Below are 17994 nucleotides of genomic sequence, written 5' to 3'. Positions count from 1 at the left end.
CATGCTTGAATTTGCCTCGTCCGATGCAGTGCGGACGACCGGCGAAGCGCCCGGTGTTTGCCTGCTGAACCCTGATACGTTGTTGTTAAGTTGGGATACACCCACCCGTTTGTGGGAAGTTCCCCGGCTTGAAACGATTGATGGTGCTGCGATTTCACCGCAGGCCACATTGCGGTTGCCACTTGACGGGGGCGGGACCCGGTTGTTGCGCGTCATCCGCCGCCCCAAGGATGAACCGATCACAATTCTGGCCGAGGCCGGAACGCTGGGCCGCAAGGACGAGATCACAATCGATCCCGATGGCGATTTTGAATTTGCCAGTGCATCAACGCTGCTGAACGGGGTGACGCCTGCCGGGCGGCTTTCGCTGGTCTCGACCCTTCTGGGCATGTGGGCCAGCCTGTTTCGACTGCGCCTGTCCAAAAGCTACAACAGTTTCCTTCTTCAACTGGTTGCCGAAATTGTCGATCGGCCCAAACCGGCGAAGGCGGTCGCAAAGCTTTCCGGTGAAAAGATCCTGCTGGCAACCGCATTGCCCGATGCCTTTCACGATATCGAGGCCGTCTTCATCGTCGCCCCCTCGGGGTTCAAGCGCTTAACGCAGCTTCCCCATGTCAGCAAGACCGGGCCGCGCGGGCAGAAACTGGTTTACATGATTGCCGACCAGCCAAGCACCGCATCCGGGGCCTATATGGTCGTGACGGGCGTGCGCACGCTTGCCATTCGTCATCTGCCCGATGTCTCAACCCTGCCGTCTCTGGCGCGCTGGTGGCAAACCAAGGGCAAATCAGATGCGGATTTGCGCGAATACATCATCGGGTCGCTTGCCCGTGCCGACATGAAATCGAGCAAGGCCGCGATTGAATTCCAGCTCCGCTGTCCGCTTTCAAGCCAGCGCGTCTCAGGTGGCGGATCGCTTCCCAGTGGCGAAGTCGATCTTGCGGTCACGACCGCGCGCGGCACCTTGATTGGCGGCTGGTATCGCGATCCTGTCGATATGATTGCCAGCATCGATCTTCTCGATAGCAACGGTATCGCCCATCCATTCGGCGACGGATTTTATCGCTATCAGGGCAACGTGCAGGACGATGGCCAGACAGTTCCGGCAACCGGCTTTGTCGGCTTTTATCAGGATATCCAAAGCCCGGTTCCCATCCTTCAACCCCGAAGCCTGATGCGCCTGAAATCGGGCAATCGTCATCTGATGGTCCCCCCCGCCCAGCCGATTGACCCGGCCGAGGCCCGTGCTCGTATTCTGCGCGCCGTCCCGCCGCAACACCTGACGTCAGAGATTATCGAAAACTGTCTGGCACCGGTGATTGGCGATCTGCAGCAAAAACTGATGGCATCCGCCAAGGTCGACCGGGTGATTGATATCGGCTCCCCGTATGATGACCCGGATGTCTCGATCATTGTGCCGCTCTATCGTGTTCTTGGCTTCCTGCGCGCGCAAATCGGCGCCTTTGCCTGTGATGACTGGGTCGCGAAATATTGCGAACTTGTCTTTGTACTCGACTCCCCCGAACAGGCCGAAGAATGCGAACATCTGTTGCGCGGTCTGCATGTTCTCTATGGCATCCCGATGCGTCTGGTCGTCATGACCCGCAATGGCGGCTATGCCCGCGCATGTAATGCCGGTGCGCAGAACGCAAACGGCCATTATCTGGCGATGCTCAATTCCGATGTGATCCCCCATACGCCCGGCTGGGCCCAGGGGATGGCGTCAAAAATGGGCGGTCCGGATGAGGTCGCAGTCGTCGGGCCGAAACTTCTGTTTGAAGATGGCTCGATCCAGCATGCCGGGATGTATTTTGCCCGCAATGAAAGTGGCAAGTGGCTGAATTATCACTATCACAAAGGCATGCCCGACCAGTTCCGGGATGCCAATATTGAATGCTCGGTCCCCGGCGTTACCGGTGCCTGCATGATGATCCATCGCGATGCCTTTGACGCGGTCGATGGCTTTACCGAGGACTATGTCATTGGCGATTACGAAGACAGTGACCTTTGCCTGAAAATTCGCAAGGCCGATTTCGACATCAAATACGTCCCCGATGTCAGCCTCTATCATTTTGAGCGCAAATCCATCTCGACCCATGCCGATTACATGCGCGGGGTGGCTGCCGAATATAACGCCTGGCTGCATGCGTCGCGCTGGGCCGATGCGCTCGAAGATCTTCACACCAACGGTGTGCCGCAAAACCGATCGCGAAAAACCCCCAACGGAGAAGCGGCATGAGTCAGGTTCTTGCACTGTCCGAACACCAGTCCCCGCTGACATCCGATATGGCTGATACCCAGCTTTCCTGGTTGTGCGAACAGATCATTTCCAACCGTTTCCTCCCGGTCCCGCCCGAAGAAGACGTCTTTGTCGGCGATGGCGATTACCGCGCCATCGGGGCGGAATTCCTTGGTCATTTTGTGCGCATGGCCGGGCTTAAAACCACCGAGGATGTTCTTGATATCGGCTGTGGCATCGGCCGGATTGCCGTCCCCCTGACACAGTTTCTCAACCCGAAACAGGCGATCTATCGCGGCATGGATCCGGTGCGCGGCGGCATTGAGTGGTGCAAGCGCGCCATTACGCCAGCCTATCCGAATTTCCGGTTTGAGTGTTCGGACATCAGGAACGAACTCTACAACCCCGAAGGCGAAATCAGCGGGCGTGGCATGCGACTGCCCTTTCAGGACGGAACATTCGATTTCACCGCAATGATCTCGGTGGCGACCCACCTGCCGCCAGACGAAATCGAAACCTATTGTTCCGAGGTCTTTCGCGTGCTGCGCCCCGGCGGTCGGCTGTTCTTGACCGCATTTGTCATCCGCGAAGATGACGACCCGTCAAATCCCGACCGCGATGCCCGCCTCAAAGGGTTTGAGAAAGCCGAAGGTCAGCCTTGCTGGCACCTGCGCGGTGAAAACCCGATGGCGGCCGTCGGTTTTGACGATGCGTTTCTTGAGGGTGCCCTGACCGGGGCCGGGTTCGATATCCACACCAAAAGCTTTGGCACCTGGCGCGGCGAAACGGCCGCCCATTACCAGGATTTCCTGATTGCCCAGAAACCACGGAGGACCGCATGAATCCCCGGATAATGGTGCTTGCCCATAATCACCCCGATCTGCATCCGGGTGGGACTGAAATTTTCGCCCATGATCTGTTTCATGCCTATAAGCGCGCGGAATGCGATGCGCTTTTCATCGGGGCGACCAACGATGTTCATCGCGAACGCCGCCCGGGCACAAGTTTTCAGGCGATCAATGATGCTGGCGATGAAATGCTGTTCTGGGCCGGGCATTTTGACCGTTTCAACATGTCCCAGACCGATCTTTATGCGGTGGCCCCGGATTTTACGCGCCTTTTGAAAAGCTGGGCACCGGATGTGGTGCATATCCATCATCTGGTCCTGTGGGGCATCGAATTGCCGATGCTGATCCGCCGTGTTCTGCCGAACTGCAAGATCGTGATGACCCTGCATGACTATTATCAGATCTGCCCCAATGACGGCCTGATGATCCATCGCGGGACCAAAACCCGCTATACCAAGGCCGATGCCACTGGGCGTCTGTCCGGGCTTGATGGCTTTACGCCTGATCAACATGCGATGCGGGCTGTCAATCTGCGCAACCATCTGCGCGCGGTTGATCATTTCATTTCGCCCAGTGAATTCCTTCGCGATCGCTATATCGAATGGGGCATCAACCCCGACAGGATTTCGGTGATCAACAATGGTCGCCCGACTGTCCCCGCCGCGCCCAAACGCGATATCGGGGCGGTCGGCATGCCCAATGTCTTTGGCTATTTCGGCAATCTCAACCCGTGGAAGGGCGCGGATGTCCTGCTTGAAGCCGGGCGAATCCTTGCCTCGGACACGGTCGATTTCAATCTGCGCATTCATGGTGCGGCCCTGTATCAGACCGATCAGTTCACCAGTCGCATCGCCGATCTGGTCGAACAAAGCGGCCCGCAGGTAAGCCATATCGGCGCCTATCAACGCGAAGATATTCCCGATCTGATGGCACGGGTCGACTGGGTCGTTGTGCCCTCGATCTGGTGGGAAAACGCGCCTCTGGTCATTCAGGAAGCCTTCCAGCATGGCCGCCCGGTGATCACCAGTTCAATTGGCGGCATGGCCGAAATGATCCGCCATGGCCATGACGGCATTCATGTCCGCCCCGATGACCCGGCCGAACTGGCCCGGGTTATGAAGGACTGCGCAACCAATCCGAAACTCTGGAAAAAACTGTCGGGCCATGTCCGGCCCCCGGCCGGGATTGACGATGTTGCCGAGCAATATCTGGCGATGATCCGCCGCATGGTTCGCCCTGATTTTGTTGCCGCCTGACGTTTAACAAGGAGGCCACTATGGCTGTTGCCGAAAAACAGACGATGGAAGAAACCCCGCCCCCGACCTCGACCCGGACCCCGGCGTCAACAGGTGCGCAAGATGCCGAACAAACCGCACCGACCCTCGAAGGGCGGGTTGATGCCATTGATCAGAACCGCCTCTATGGCTGGGTCTGGTCGCCGCAAAGCCCGGATGCCCGGATCGAGGTGGTCGTGCGCCTGAACGGTCATGCCCTGCTGCGCGAAACCGCCGAAAATGAACGTGTCGATTTGCGCCGCAACGGTATCGGCGATGGAAAACACGCGTTCGAGGTCGAATTGCCCGATGCCGCGGTTGCCAGTGTCGACAGTCTGACGGTCTGTGCCGTCATGCCCGGCACCAAGGAAGAAATCACGCTGCGCATCCCGTCCCAAAGCGAACAGGAAGCCCACACGGCGCTCAATGCCCCGCTTGGCAAAATTCTGGATCGTCTGGATCGCCTGCTGGCCGCACAGCACATCTTGCAAAACGGCCAGCGCGAAGCCGCCAAACGTCTGGTCAGCGCATCTAAACGCATGGACGAACTGGCGTCCGCCGATGATGGCATCGAGGCCGGCGTGAAACTGGTGCGAAACGGTCAGGAAGAACTTTCAAGCCGGGTCGATGAACTCGAAGTCTTTCTGGTGCGCTTTGACAAGTCACTCGGTGGCTTTGACGAACGGCTTTCGGCCCTGACCGCACGCCACACCAATGATCTCAAAACCCCGTTGCTGATCCTGTCCTGCCTGATTGGCGTGACCACCGGGTTGGCAATCGGCGCCTTTGTCTGGTGATCGCCATGGCACGGCAATCATTCGCTTTGAAACACATGCGTAAACACAAGGAGGCCCGGGCATGACCGAACAGCATGGAATGCCACTGGATGGCAGAACCGTCGTCGCCGCCTTGGTCGATGAAGGTCTGGCTTTGATGGTCGGGGTGGGAAATGCCCTGCCGGCAACGATTGATATTTACCTCAACAGCCAGTCTGACGCCAAAGTCCAGGCTTCCATCATTTCATGGCGCCGCCACGATGCGGAACCCGACAACGCCTATGGCTTTGTGGCCCTCTTGCCGATGAAGGATGTCTCCGCACGTCGTTTGAAAACGGCCTTGTTCCGCGGCGCGGGCAAGCCGCGTGAATACCGCATAGACAATCGTCAACAACGCATTGAGGCGGTTCTGTCCTCTGTTGCCGATCAATCCGGCCCGGCCTTCGCCACGGTGATTGATGGTTTGATCGAAGCCCTGCTGGCGGGGGATCCCGATAAAAAACGCCTCAGCAAGGTGGCCGCACTTGTGCAAAGTGCCGCGCGCAGCAACGGCTTTATCGAAGTACTCGGCGGGCTCGAAGAAGGTGATGTTTATATTCAGGGCTGGTCAAGCGGCTTCCCCACCGGACGCACCCGTGTCATTGCCATGGCGGATTCTCCGATACTGGCGGAACTGACCAGCGCCGATTTCCAGCGCGATGATCTGGGCGACGAGGCATCCGGTGTAACCGGCCTGATGCTGGGCGATAAGCCGATCAATCCGAAAAAACTCAAACGGGTTTACTTCCGTGGCCGCGACACCTGGTACTCGATCGAGGTGTATCAGCACCGCGTTCTGGTCGCACCACCCGATGTCCCGGCCCATATTCGATCAGTCCTTGATCGTGTGCGTGCACCGGAAAAAATCCTGCATGCCCTTAAAATGGCCGCACATCGTTTTGATGGCCGCGACACGGTATCCGAGCTCGATCGCCCGGTCCGCATCGGCATCGATTTCTCTCTTCTGATCGAAGGAAGCGGGGTGTTGATTTCCGGCTGGATGCTTGATCCCGACCGTGCGGTCAAGGATGTGTCACTGCGGGTTGGTGGTGAAGTCGTCCGTATTGACGATCACTGGACGCGCCAGTCACGCGCCGATGTGACCGATGCCTTTGCCAATGATCCGATGTTCTCTGGCATGAACCCGGCCCGGAATAATCACGGCTTTTTGGTGTTTTGCCCGTTGGACGTCACCCCGCCATCCGATCAGGCAACCTATCTTGAACTGGGCATCAGTGATGCCTTTCCGGCCTATTGCCCGCTGAACCCGACGCGTGCGTCCGCCCGTCAGGCCCTTTCACGGGTACTGCCTTCGCTTGATCCGCGGTCGGTCACGGCCTCGAACAGTATCGAACGTCAGTTTGGCCCGATGTTACAGGCCATGACGGCACAGCGCCCCTATGCGGTGGATATCCATGATATCGGCGATTTTGACGAAGACGCGCCGGTGACCCTTGTGGTCGGTGTCGATGACACGATCAATGATATCGGCGTCACCATTGCCCTTTTGGGACTGGATAGCGCGACCCGCCATCTGCCGATTGTCATTGCCGGGCCGGTCGAAAGCTTTGATCAGGTTGGCAGCGAAATCTTGCGCCTTGCCGCCTTTTACAAACTCAACACCCGGATCGTTTTCGCCGAAGGGGTCGAAGACTATTGCGATGCGCTCGAAGTCGGTGTGGATGCCACCAATTCCGAAACAGTCGGGCTGGTGTCGGCACATATTCTGCCGCGCGATGATGGCTGGTTTGATCAGTTGCATGCCGCCTATACCAAACGCGGCAACAAGGTTCTCGTATCGCCGACCATCCTGTTTGAAGACGATTCTGTCCGTTGGGCCGGAACCTGGATCAACAGTAATGCCAATGGCGGGCAGTATCTGTCGGATCGCTATGTCGGCTACCCTTGCGCGGTTCTTGCCGATGCCCAACCCAGCGAAGTCAGTGCCGGTACGCTGGAATGCTGCATCCTGCCGCGCAAGGCCTTCAAGGACAGTGACGGCTTTACCCGTGGCTATATCGGTCCGGCGGAAAAAAGCCTCGACCTTGCACTCAAGCTGCGCATGGCGGGGACGCCATCCTACTGGATCCCCGATGTCGAAGTACTGGGCAGCGAACAATCCATAAGCAAAGCCCCTGCCTGGGAGGAACTATCCAATCGTCTTGACCGCTGGGCGTTTGATCGCCGCTGGTCATTGGTCGTTTCAAACTTGCGGAGCCACAACAATGCCGTCGACTGATTTACGCGTCCTCGTTATTTCGCACGGCCATCCCAGCATCTCGCTGGGCGGGGCCGAAGTGGCCTCCTACAACCTGCATAAAGGGTTGAACAAACTCGACGGGGTCGAAAGCTTTTATCTCGCCCGCGTTGGCAATCCCGTGCCGCGTCACGGGGCCTCGGCCCTGATGAGCCTGCGGCAAAAGGAAAACGAAATCCTTTATCACGCCGAAAACTATGATCACTTCCTGCTGTCAAACGGCAGCACGGATGAAATTGATAGGGATTTCCTGCGCTTTGTGAAGGATTACGAACCCGATGTCGTGCATTTCCACCACTATCTGGGGCTTGGGCTCGAAACCATCTATGCCATTCGCGAAGCCCTGCCCGAAACCGCGATTTTCTTTACCTTCCACGAGTTTTTGACGATCTGCCACAATCACGGGCAGATGATCAAAAGCGGCGGAACCAAGCTGTGCAACCGGGCAAGTCCCATTGATTGCAATGGCTGTTTCCCCAATATCTCGCCGGCGTCGTTCCTGCGGCGTGAACGCTTCATCAAGGCGATGCTGGAACTGGCCGATCACTATGTCTCGCCCAGTGAATTTCTCGCCAACCGCTTCATTGACTGGGGCATGAAGGCCGAAAAGATGTCGGTGATCGAAAATGGTCTCGACATCAATGAACGGGCCAAGGACCGCCCGCTTTCCAAAACCCAGCCGCGCCGGTCGCGCTTTGCCTTCTTCGGGCAACTGACGATGTTCAAGGGCGCTGACATCCTTCTCGATGCGGTCGGGCGTGTGCCTGATGAAATCTGGGGCGATGATGCGCGGCTGATGATCTTTGGCGGCAACCTTGATCGCCAACCCAAGGAATATCAGGACAAGGTCCATGACCTGATCGAAAAGGCCGGCGAACGCGTCCGCTTTTACGGGGCCTATCAGAATACCGAAATGCCCAAGCTGATGGAACTCGCCGACTGGACGATCATTCCCTCGATCTGGTGGGAAAACTCGCCGGTGGTGATCCAGGAAGCCTTCTTCCACGGGCGTCCGATGATCTGTTCCAACATTGGCGGCATGGCCGAAAAAATCACCGACGGTGTCAATGGTCTGCATTTCCGGGTCGGAAGTGCCGAAGACCTTGCGGATCGGATGATCGAAGTTCTCAGCGACAACAAGATCTGGGATCGGATGCGCGAGGGAATACCAAGCGTGACGACCTATCAGGAATGCGCCGAGCAACATCTCGCGCAGTATCGGGAGGTTCTGGAAACGCGCCGTATGTCTGCAAAGGCTGCGAGCCCGCAAACCGTGGCAAGCACGGCATGAATTCAGAACAAAAACGTGATCAACCAAGGAGAGACAACATGGCGCGCGTTCTCGTAATGATCCCGTCAGGCGAAGTCTACGACCACGACTGCGTCCGATGGTACAACTATCAGGATGTTCAAAAGAGCATCAACCACTACCACAATATCGGGGATGCCTTTGTCTTCGATTCATCGCTCAAACTGATGAATTACGACAAGCTTGGTGTCTTGCCGATTGCCGATCCCAAGATGGAAGACATCGACCGCCTTCGCGAGGAATACGACTATGTCTTCCTGCGCGGGTCGAACTACATCCATTCCGATATGGACTGGCGCAATACCATCGACGTTCTCAAACGCCTGAAGCTGCCTGTTCTGGGCTTTGGCATCGGTGCGCAGGCCCCGGTCAAAGGCAAGATCGAACTGTCCGAACAGACCAAAACGGTTCTGCGGATGATGGCCGATTCCACCACTTCCATCGGTGTGCGCGGGGCCTATACCGCACAGGTTCTTTGGGATCTTGGCATCACCAATGTCCGCATTGTCGGCTGCCCGACCGCGTTTAGGCAAAACAATCCCGACATGCGCATCAAGCTGCCCTCGCTTGATAGCGTCAAAAATGTCGGCATTACGCTGCGCCGTGAAGTGTCCCCGGCCTATGCCCAGGACATCAAACGCTATCTCACCTTCCATCGTGATCTGGTCAAACATCTCGCCGACCGGTTCGATGACATGACCCTGATGGCCCAGGGCGAACCCGAAGAGAAAAAACTCGTCTTTGGCAGCAACGCCCAGCGCGAAGAAGCCATGCAGGCGCTCAAAAACAACGACTGGGTCAAGAACTGGTATCTCGATGACACGATGGAACGCCTCTATCGCGAGAAGCTGTTCTATTCCGATGTCGTATCCGATTACGAAGATCTGGTCCGGACCAAGGATTGCGTGCTGGGCTATCGCCTGCACGGCAATCTGATGGCGCTGTCCAACGGTGTTCCGTCGATTTACTTCACCTATGACAGCCGCACGGTCGAGTTCGCCGAAACCTATCAGATCCCGTCCTATGACGTGTTCTCGGAAAAGGAATTCGTGCTTGAGGATTACTGGAATCAGGATCTGTTCGACAAGTTCAACCGCGCCTGGTTCCAGACCTATCGCGAAATGGCGCAGTTCCTGACCGAAAACAACATCGATCACAAAATGGTCGATGTCATGAAAGCTGATACGCAGCCTCAGCGAAAGGTCGCGTGATCCCACCCGGTATGGCCGTTCTGGCGACCCGGATCGGGATCGCCGGGCGGCCGTGCCTTCCAAAGCAGCCTGAACCAAAACAGGCAACATCAACAAGGAGACACGGCAATGACTGTACTTGTAACAGGTGGCGCAGGGTATATCGGCAGTCACGCGGCACTGGCACTTCTCGATGGCGGGCGCGATGTCGTCGTGCTGGACAATCTAAGTCAGGGGCATCGCTGGGCAGTGCCAACCGGGGCGGCCTTCGTTGAAGGTGATTGTGGCGACGAAGATCTGGTGCGTCGCGTCATCGCCGAACATGACGTGACGGCGATCATGCATTTTGCCGGGTCGATCATTGTACCGGACTCGGTCATCTATCCGCTGGAATATTACCGCAACAACACGGTCAATTCGCGTGCGCTGTTGCAAGTTGCCGTGGATAGCGGCGTAAAGCATTTCATCTTTTCCTCGACCGCGGGGGTTTACGGCGAACCAAAAGCCACCCCGATTAACGAGGACTTCGCGCTTAAGCCGATCTCGCCCTATGGCACATCAAAAATGATGACCGAAAAGATGTTGGCCGATGCCGCCATCGCCCATGATTTGCGCTATGTCGCGTTGCGTTACTTCAACGTTGCCGGGGCTGATCCCAAAGGCCGTTCCGGCCAGACATCGCGCAAGGCAACCCATCTGATCAAGATCGCAAGCCAGGCGGCAACAGGGACGCGTCCGCAAATGGCCATTTACGGCGAAGATTACGAAACCCCCGATGGCACCTGCATTCGCGATTACATCCATGTGTCCGACCTCGCCAATGCCCATGTTCTCGCGCTCGAATATCTTGAACGCGGCGGCGAAAGCGACGTGATGAATTGCGGTTATGGGCGCGGGTTCTCGGTGCGCGAAGTGATCGGTGCGGTCAAAAAGGTGTCTGGCGTTGATTTCGAAGTCGAACTTGCCGACCGTCGCCCCGGTGATCCGGCAGCCCTGATTGCTGCGGCCGATCGTATTCGCCAAAAACTCGGCTGGACCCCGGTTCATGATGACTTGGATGCCATCGTGCGCCATGCCCTTGATTGGGAACAAAGCCTTAAATCCCGCGAGGTCAGTGCGGCTTAAACGCACCTCGCAAGACCTGCACTTCCAAACACGAGCAACGGTTCGAAACAACGTCAAAAATGACACGAACCAAACACGCAGGAGCATAAAATGGCACCCGAACTCCCCACCGGGGGGCGCAAGCCCCGTATTGGCGTATTGATGCCCGCTGGCCGTCTTGAGGGCAATCTTGGTGTTGTCACCCACACCTATAATGCGCCGGAAAAGGCAAAGACGTTATTCACCAATATCGGTGACTGCTTTGTCTATGATTCCTCGCTGCGCATTCTCGATTATTCCGAACTTTTTCCGATCTATGTGCCCTCAGACGGCAATATTTCGGAAACCCAGATCGAACAGATCAATCGGCTGGATTACATCTTTCTGCGCGGATCGAACTATATCAACACCAACGGTCAATGGGACCCGATCACAGCCGTTCTTGAAAAAACCAAGGTCCCCGTCATTGCCTTTGGCATCGGTGTTCAGGTTCCCGACAATTCCGACGAATATGTCAATGAATCGACCCGGCGTTTCTTGAACCTGGTTGCAGATCGCTCGGCATCGATTGGCGTGCGCGGCAATCTGTCGAAAAAGGCGCTGAATTCGATCGGGATCAAAAATGTCCGCATCTTTGGCTGCCCGACGGCGTTCCGCCATTGCAAACCGGAACTCAAATTGCGCCGGGTTGATGCCGCATCGATCAAAAGGCTGGGCTTTACCCTGCGCCGCAAGACGCACGGTTTCCAGACCCAGCAACGCTTTATGTTGCGCACACTGGCCGAACGCTATGACACGGAAATCCTGTGTGCCGGCGAACTTGAAGAAAAGCAGATCTATTACGCGCGCTCCAAACAGGTCGAAAATGACGCGTCTGTCATGGACGAGGCCGTCAAAAAACTGACCGCGGAAAAGTGGTTCTATGGCCCCAGGGATCCGTTGCTGGACCTTTATAAATCATCGCTTTCGGTGTTTGAAAGTGTCGCGGATTTTGAACAGGCCGAACAGAACCTTGATGCGGTGACCGGCTATCGCCTGCATGGCAATTTGCTGGCCTTGGCCAACGAAGTTCCGGCCCTTTATGTCACCTATGACACGCGCACCCGCGAATTTGTCCGCACACTTGGCATTCCGTTCGTGGATGGCCGCTACATGGACAAATTCTCGTTCGAGGAAGCCTGGGATAACGCCGATTTCGATCTGTTTGAGCAGACCTATCAGAAGCGATTTGGCGATCTGAAAAACTTCCTTGAAGAAAACAGCATGGCACACCGTCTGGGCAGTACCCCGGCCCCATACGTCGCAGAGGCGGCGTGACCTTGCTGTCTGGTGCGTGGCGTAACCCCCAGTAACGCCACGCACCACACTTTCTCATTTGATTTCAAATCTGGCGGGTGAAACCTTGGGCACACTTCGTTTCTCAAAACGCATCACAGGTCTCTCGGCATTCCTGATCGGCTTGTCGGTCGGGGGTATGTTTGGCTGGAACCCGGATTTACGGGCCGCCGAGGTAACTGTCTCTGGCACGGAAACCGTCATCTTTGATAGCGACGTCACCGGATGTGATAACCACCATCTGCCAGATTCACCAGCACGCGCCTTTCGCAACAATCAGGGCAAAATGGTTCTGTTTGCCCCGAACTTTCAGAACCGGGCGTTTGTCGGTTACGGCTTTAACAGCCTGAAACCTGATTGCGACAGCCGCTTCAAGGCCGCGGGCAAGGCGGTCCCGGAACTGCTTGATGACCGCACCTGGCTTCAGGCGATCTATACCCGTGATGGGCGCGATGTTTATGCGCTGGGCAGTGCCAGTTTCATGCCCTATCGCCATGACATGCCGTGCAAGGGCCGTACCAAGCGCACCGATTGCTGGATCAATGGTCTGGTGACGCTGAAATCAAGTGACGGTGGTAAGACCTTTGACTATCTCGGCAAACCGCCCCGGCACGCACCGTTCCCCCCGCCCGAACCCTATCGCGATGATCGCAAACGCGCGCCAAGCTATGTGACGGTGACCAACATCATCTCCTGGCAGAACTACTACTACGCCATTGTCTGGCGTCGTGCCGATAACTGGGAAGAGTCGCGCAATTGTCTGGTGCGCGCCCCGATTGATGATCCCAAACGATGGGATGTCTGGAACGGCTCAAGCTTCGAGCTGGCCGCAACCCTGACCGATCAGGGATGGTCGGCACGCGAAACCGAATGTGCGCGCGTCGGGCCGGTGGGTGTTTCTTCCATCCGCGGGCTGGTCCGCCACGAAGGTTCAAACAGTTTCATCACGGTTTACCTCCATCGCATCCGCAAAAAGGGCGAACCCGATATTGCCGGCTTTTTCTATTCGTCCTCGACGGATCTTAAAAACTGGTCGGAACCCAAACTGCTCTATCGCCAGCCTTTGCAACGCGACGCGGCAGAGGGCGAAACTTTTTCGGCCTATCCGTCGATCATCGACGAAGACAGCACAGATCGTCTGTTTGGCACGGTTGATGACGAAGCCAGCCTGGTTTTCGTCCGTCTTGTCCCGAAACCCTACAAGGATCGCTGGCGTGTGCCGCGCCAACTGATCCGTGTTCCGATCTCGATCAAGGAGTAATGAACAATGCCTGTCGAATTTAACGAGTTTGATATCGAAGGTCCGGTTTTGTTTGTGCCCAACCGACATCGGGACAAACGCGGTGTTTTTGCCGAAACCTTTCGCTATGACGATTTTTGCGAGGTGGTTGGCGATATTGATCTGGTTCAGGAAAACCATTCGATCAGCGTTCCGATCAACACCATCCGCGGCCTGCATTTCCAGACTAGCCCCTATGCCCAGGGCAAACTGATCCGCGTGACACAAGGTGCGATCCTTGATGTTGCGGTCGATATCCGCCCGCGCTCCGCGACCTTTGGTCAACACATCAAGATCGAACTCAGTGCTGAAAACTGGTACCAGCTCTGGATCCCCGAAGGCTTCGCGCACGGCTTCAAAACGCTCAAGCCCGACACCCATGTCATGTACAAGGCATCAAACTATTACAGTCCCGACCATGATCGCGGCATTGCCTGGAACGATCCCGATCTTGGTATCGACTGGCAGCTTTACGGCCAGCAGCCGGTGGTGTCCGAAAAGGACAGCAGACAGCCTCTATTGTCCGATCTGGATCCTGAGGCCCTTGGTCCCATGGGGCGCACGCCGCCAAATCACGATTTCACACCCCTCAATCTCAACCGCGCGAATGTCACGGTCTTAAGTGCCAATCCATCGTGATTGGCCCACCGTGACTGTATTGGGTGCGCACGGGTTGCCCATCCAGTCTCCCTGTCCGATGCGCACTCAATCGGGAAATGGGCCCGTTATCGGGCCCATTTCTTGAAACACGCTATCCTTACCTAACCAACCACATTGAAGTCCGGGCCATACGGGTATCCGGTGATGTTTTCATTGCCGTCTTCGGTGATCACCAGAATGTCATGCTCGCGGTATCCGCCGGCCCCCGGGGTACCCTCGGCAATGGTCAGCATCGGCTCCATGCTGATCACCATGCCGGGCTCAAGTTTGGTGTCGATATCTTCGCGCAGCTCAAGCCCCGCTTCGCGCCCGTAATAATGCGACAGCACGCCAAAGCTGTGCCCATAGCCAAAGGTGCGATATTGCAGCAAATCCCGCTCGGCAAAGAAGGTGTTGATCTGCTCTGTCACCTGTGCACAGGACGCACCGGGTTTCAGCAAGCTCATGCCATATTCATGGGCCGCGACATTGGCCTCCCAGATTTTCAGGCTGGCCTCATCGACTTCGCCGACAAACAGCGTGCGTTCAAGCGCTGTGTAATAACCCGAAATCATCGGAAACGTGTTAAGCGACAGGATATCCCCACGCGCAAGCTTGCGTGCCGTCACCGGGTTATGCGCCCCGTCGGTATTGATGCCTGACTGGAACCAGACCCACGTATCGCGATATTCCGCATGCGGGAACCGCTTGGCGATTTCAAGTTCCATCGCATCGCGCCCGGCCATGGCAACATCAATCTCGCGCGCGCCTTCCCTGATCGCATCGCGGATGGCATAGCCACCGACATCGGCGACCTGCGCCCCATGACGGATCAGGGCAATCTCGGCGGGGGATTTATGCATGCGCTGGCGCATGGTGGCGGGCGCAATATCCTGACTGCTGGCGGGCTTGAGGAACTCATCCAAAAGCGCCTTTTGCACAAGGGTCAGGTGATCGCCTTCGTAACCAATCACCTTGCCCGGCCCGGTCACCGACAGGATCGCGCGCCAGTAATTGTTTCGCGCCCAGTCGGTATAGGTGATGTTATCGCCATGGCACCGCCGCCACGGCTGGGCGGCATCAATCCCGGCACTGATCGTGACACTTTCAGATGCCGTGACGACAAGCCCGTAAGGCCGGCCAAAGGCGCAATAGAGGAAGCCTGAATAATAGGCGATGTTGTGCATGGAGGTGAAAACACAGGCCTCGATGCCCGTCTCGGCCATGATATTGCGCAAGCCCAAAAGACGGGCGTCATATTCGGCTGCCTCAAACGGCAGCACGCGGTCACCTTGGTGAAAACGGTAAAATTCCGGGCGATCCATAAGCGCGTTCCCTTTTTTACGCGTTGCGTATGCAAAGGGACAAAGACCTCCCCCTGTCATGACAACGACAAAGCAAGATCCCGGCGTTCAGGATATGGTTGGTGATGGATTGGGCGCGTGCTTCAGATCGTTCTCACGCTGGCGACGCCATCGCCTGCCCACCGAGACATATTGAGAGATGGGCGCAAGTTGGCAAGCAAAATCTGCATCGCCATATCATTGATCACAGTCACCCGCCGCACGTTCGGATATGGTCGCCGCCATCACATCTCTTACGAGCGGCGTTACCATACGTTCGTATGATAAATCTGGCGATTTAAAGTACTTTATTAACGGCTTGGCGCTTTACTGTCAGAGAATAAGCAAAAACCGCGAGCAATAACGGATATTCGGCGTGGCAGAAGAAAACGACGACAACGAACAAGGCGGCAGGACAGCAGCCAACGCAGCGATGAAACGCATCGCCGAAAAGGAACTGCGCGAGATCCGCAAACGTCAGCGCCGCAAACGCATGATCGTGTTCGGCCTGAGCTTCTCCTTGCTGTTCCTTGCCATCTTCGGCAGCCTGTTTACCATCAAGTCCAACCTTGATCTCAGCCGGAACATGGTCCGCAGCCCCGAAGTCCGTATTCTGGGGTATGACGGTGCGCTGCTTGAAACCATCAAGGGCCACTATAGCCAGGATGTCTCGCTGACCACCTTGCCCGAACGGGTTCAGAACGTTTTTGTTGCCGCCACCGATCCGACGTTTTTTGATCATCTGGGGGTTTCGGGTGCGGATGTTGCGCGCATGTTCAGCACCGAAGATGCGCCTGGCTCAACCATCACGATGAAGGTCGCGCGCAGCTTTTTTAAAACCAAGGACAGCGGCCCGGGCCGCCACATCCAGGAATTTCTTGTCGCCCTCTGGCTGGAATGGAGTTTCAGCAAGAAAACCATCTTGCGAAGCTACCTTGAACGCGCCTATGTCGGGCGCGGCATCTTTGGCATCTCGGCGGCATCGCGTCTTTGGTATGGCGGGCCTGCCGAACGCATGACCCTGCATCAGGCCGCTGTTCTGGCCGCCGCCATCAGCGACCCTGAAACCTTCAGCCCGCTGTTTTATCCGCGCGAAACCGCCGAAGAAGCCAACAAGATTTTGGCCCGTCTCGCACAGTACAAGTTTATCGAGGCTGATCGCGTGTCGGCCCTGACCTTGCTCGAACCGAAACTTGATGTGCAGTACGAGGAAAACGTCCTGTCGGGCTATGTCGTCGATATGGTGCTCGAAGAAGTCGCCGACATTGTCGGCTACAGCAGCCGCGACATTGATGTGCTCACCAGCATCGACTGGAAAATTCAAAATCTGGCACAGGAAATTGTGCCGGAAATCGCCGAACTGCGCTTTAAACCGCGCGGCGCGTCACAGACGGGATTGCTGTCCATCAGCCCCGAAGGCCGCATTCGCGCCCTGATCGGTGGATTGAAGTATTCACCCTTCCAGCGCAACCGGGTCACCGACGTCCGCCATTCGCCCGGGCGGATGATCAAGATCGCGACCTATTACTATGCGCTCAATGAAAACAGCGATCCGGCCCAATGGGTGCGCGATAACCGCATGGCGGTGGGCGGCTGGCGTCCGATCAACCCGGATCACGACTATATGGGCATGATTTCACTGCGCGAGGCATTTGTGCGTGATGTCAACACGGTGCCAACCAACCTTGCCGATCACTTTGGTCTGTTGAATGTCCGCCAATATGCCCACAATATCGGCATCAAAAGCCCGCTATCGAGTGATATCAGAACCGTCGTCGGCCTTGATCCGGTAACAATCAGTGACGTCACAGCCATTCATGCCCTGCCGCAAAATTCCGGCAAACCACCCCAGATGACCCTGATCAACCGGGTGTCCTATACGGGCGATAATAGCACCCCCCCTGTTTATCAGCGCGTCGAGGAAGTGCAGGAAAAACGCCTGACCGACGAGGGGATTCAGGCATCTTACGTTCTGTTTGCCAGTGTCACCGACCCGCAAGTGCGTCTGGATCGTCCGTTTGCCGGCTACGGCACGGTGGCCGGTGGCCGCACCGATGCATGGTATGTCGGGTTCTCGTCTGATCTGATCACAACCGTCTGGGCGGGGAATGACAATCGGTCACAGATGGATGTCCGCGGCGAGGTAGAACTTGCGTCTTTGTGGCGGTTATTTATGCTGGAAGCGCATGATGGTTTGCCCATCCGTTCCATGGTCCGTGCATCGTCTGAACGCCGTCGCGCCGGCGATGGCGTCAAGGATCTGTGGAAAATGGGTCAAGTTGACAGTGCAAACGGACAATAACGGATAAAACCGTCGCAAAACGGGGAGACGGGGGACTCCCTCCTCGGTTGGGACATAAAA

General features: G+C 56.6%; 13 protein-coding genes. 12 read left to right on the top strand and 1 reads right to left on the bottom strand.

The window, feature by feature from the left end:
• The first annotated feature begins 1 nt into the window (after position 1).
• The 11 genes from AC5Q5A_RS14555 (at position 2) to rfbC (ending at position 14289) form a co-directional block, all read left to right on the top strand.
• Positions 2-2239 carry a glycosyltransferase family 2 protein gene (locus AC5Q5A_RS14555; protein WP_493895722.1) on the top strand — a complete coding sequence of 746 codons (2238 nt, stop codon included), beginning with the start codon at positions 2-4 and terminating at the stop codon, positions 2237-2239.
• Positions 2236-3081 carry a class I SAM-dependent methyltransferase gene (locus AC5Q5A_RS14550; RefSeq protein WP_493895721.1) on the top strand — a complete coding sequence of 282 codons (846 nt, stop codon included), beginning with the start codon at positions 2236-2238 and terminating at the stop codon, positions 3079-3081. Before AC5Q5A_RS14555 ends, AC5Q5A_RS14550 begins: the two co-directional genes overlap by 4 nt.
• Complete coding sequence (locus AC5Q5A_RS14545; protein WP_493895720.1) at positions 3078-4343, top strand: glycosyltransferase family 4 protein; 1266 nt, start codon at positions 3078-3080, stop codon at positions 4341-4343. The genes AC5Q5A_RS14550 and AC5Q5A_RS14545 overlap by 4 nt, the downstream gene beginning before the upstream one ends.
• A 20-nt stretch (positions 4344-4363) precedes the next feature.
• Complete coding sequence (locus tag AC5Q5A_RS14540; RefSeq protein ID WP_493895719.1) at positions 4364-5158, top strand: hypothetical protein; 795 nt, start codon at positions 4364-4366, stop codon at positions 5156-5158.
• Between the two features lie 61 nt (positions 5159-5219).
• Entirely contained in the window at positions 5220-7415 is a 2196-nt protein-coding gene (locus AC5Q5A_RS14535) for a hypothetical protein (protein WP_493895718.1), read from the top strand.
• Positions 7402-8724: a glycosyltransferase family 4 protein gene (locus AC5Q5A_RS14530; protein ID WP_063085926.1), complete on the top strand. Its 1323-nt coding sequence runs from the start codon at positions 7402-7404 to the stop codon at positions 8722-8724. The genes AC5Q5A_RS14535 and AC5Q5A_RS14530 overlap by 14 nt, the downstream gene beginning before the upstream one ends.
• Before the next feature lie 38 nt (positions 8725-8762).
• Positions 8763-9953, top strand: coding sequence for a polysaccharide pyruvyl transferase family protein (locus tag AC5Q5A_RS14525; protein ID WP_008888997.1), 1191 nt, complete (start codon positions 8763-8765; stop codon positions 9951-9953).
• Positions 9954-10061: 108 nt separating this feature from the next.
• The gene (galE, locus tag AC5Q5A_RS14520) at positions 10062-11057 is read left to right on the top strand and encodes a UDP-glucose 4-epimerase GalE (RefSeq protein ID WP_064780357.1); all 996 of its coding nucleotides are present in this window, start codon (positions 10062-10064) and stop codon (positions 11055-11057) included.
• Between the two features lie 90 nt (positions 11058-11147).
• The gene (locus AC5Q5A_RS14515; RefSeq protein WP_493895717.1) at positions 11148-12353 is read left to right on the top strand and encodes a polysaccharide pyruvyl transferase family protein; all 1206 of its coding nucleotides are present in this window, start codon (positions 11148-11150) and stop codon (positions 12351-12353) included.
• Between the two features lie 85 nt (positions 12354-12438).
• Positions 12439-13632: a hypothetical protein gene (locus tag AC5Q5A_RS14510; RefSeq protein ID WP_493895716.1), complete on the top strand. Its 1194-nt coding sequence runs from the start codon at positions 12439-12441 to the stop codon at positions 13630-13632.
• 6 nt (positions 13633-13638) lie between these two features.
• Positions 13639-14289 (top strand): dTDP-4-dehydrorhamnose 3,5-epimerase, encoded by a 651-nt coding sequence (gene rfbC / locus AC5Q5A_RS14505; protein WP_493895715.1) that lies wholly within the window; start codon positions 13639-13641, stop codon positions 14287-14289.
• 122 nt (positions 14290-14411) lie between these two features.
• Here rfbC and AC5Q5A_RS14500 read toward each other — a convergent pair whose 3' ends face one another.
• A complete protein-coding gene (locus AC5Q5A_RS14500) occupies positions 14412-15614 on the bottom strand; it encodes an aminopeptidase P family protein (RefSeq protein ID WP_493895714.1) in 1203 nt (400 codons plus the stop codon).
• Positions 15615-16008: 394 nt separating this feature from the next.
• On the opposite strand from AC5Q5A_RS14500, the gene AC5Q5A_RS14495 reads away from it, so the two are divergent.
• Positions 16009-17934 (top strand): transglycosylase domain-containing protein, encoded by a 1926-nt coding sequence (locus AC5Q5A_RS14495; protein ID WP_493895713.1) that lies wholly within the window; start codon positions 16009-16011, stop codon positions 17932-17934.
• Positions 17935-17994 lie beyond the last annotated feature (60 nt).

This window comes from Thalassospira sp. CA1, from assembly GCF_059052855.1.
This window is presented reverse-complemented; position numbering and strand designations above follow the sequence as displayed.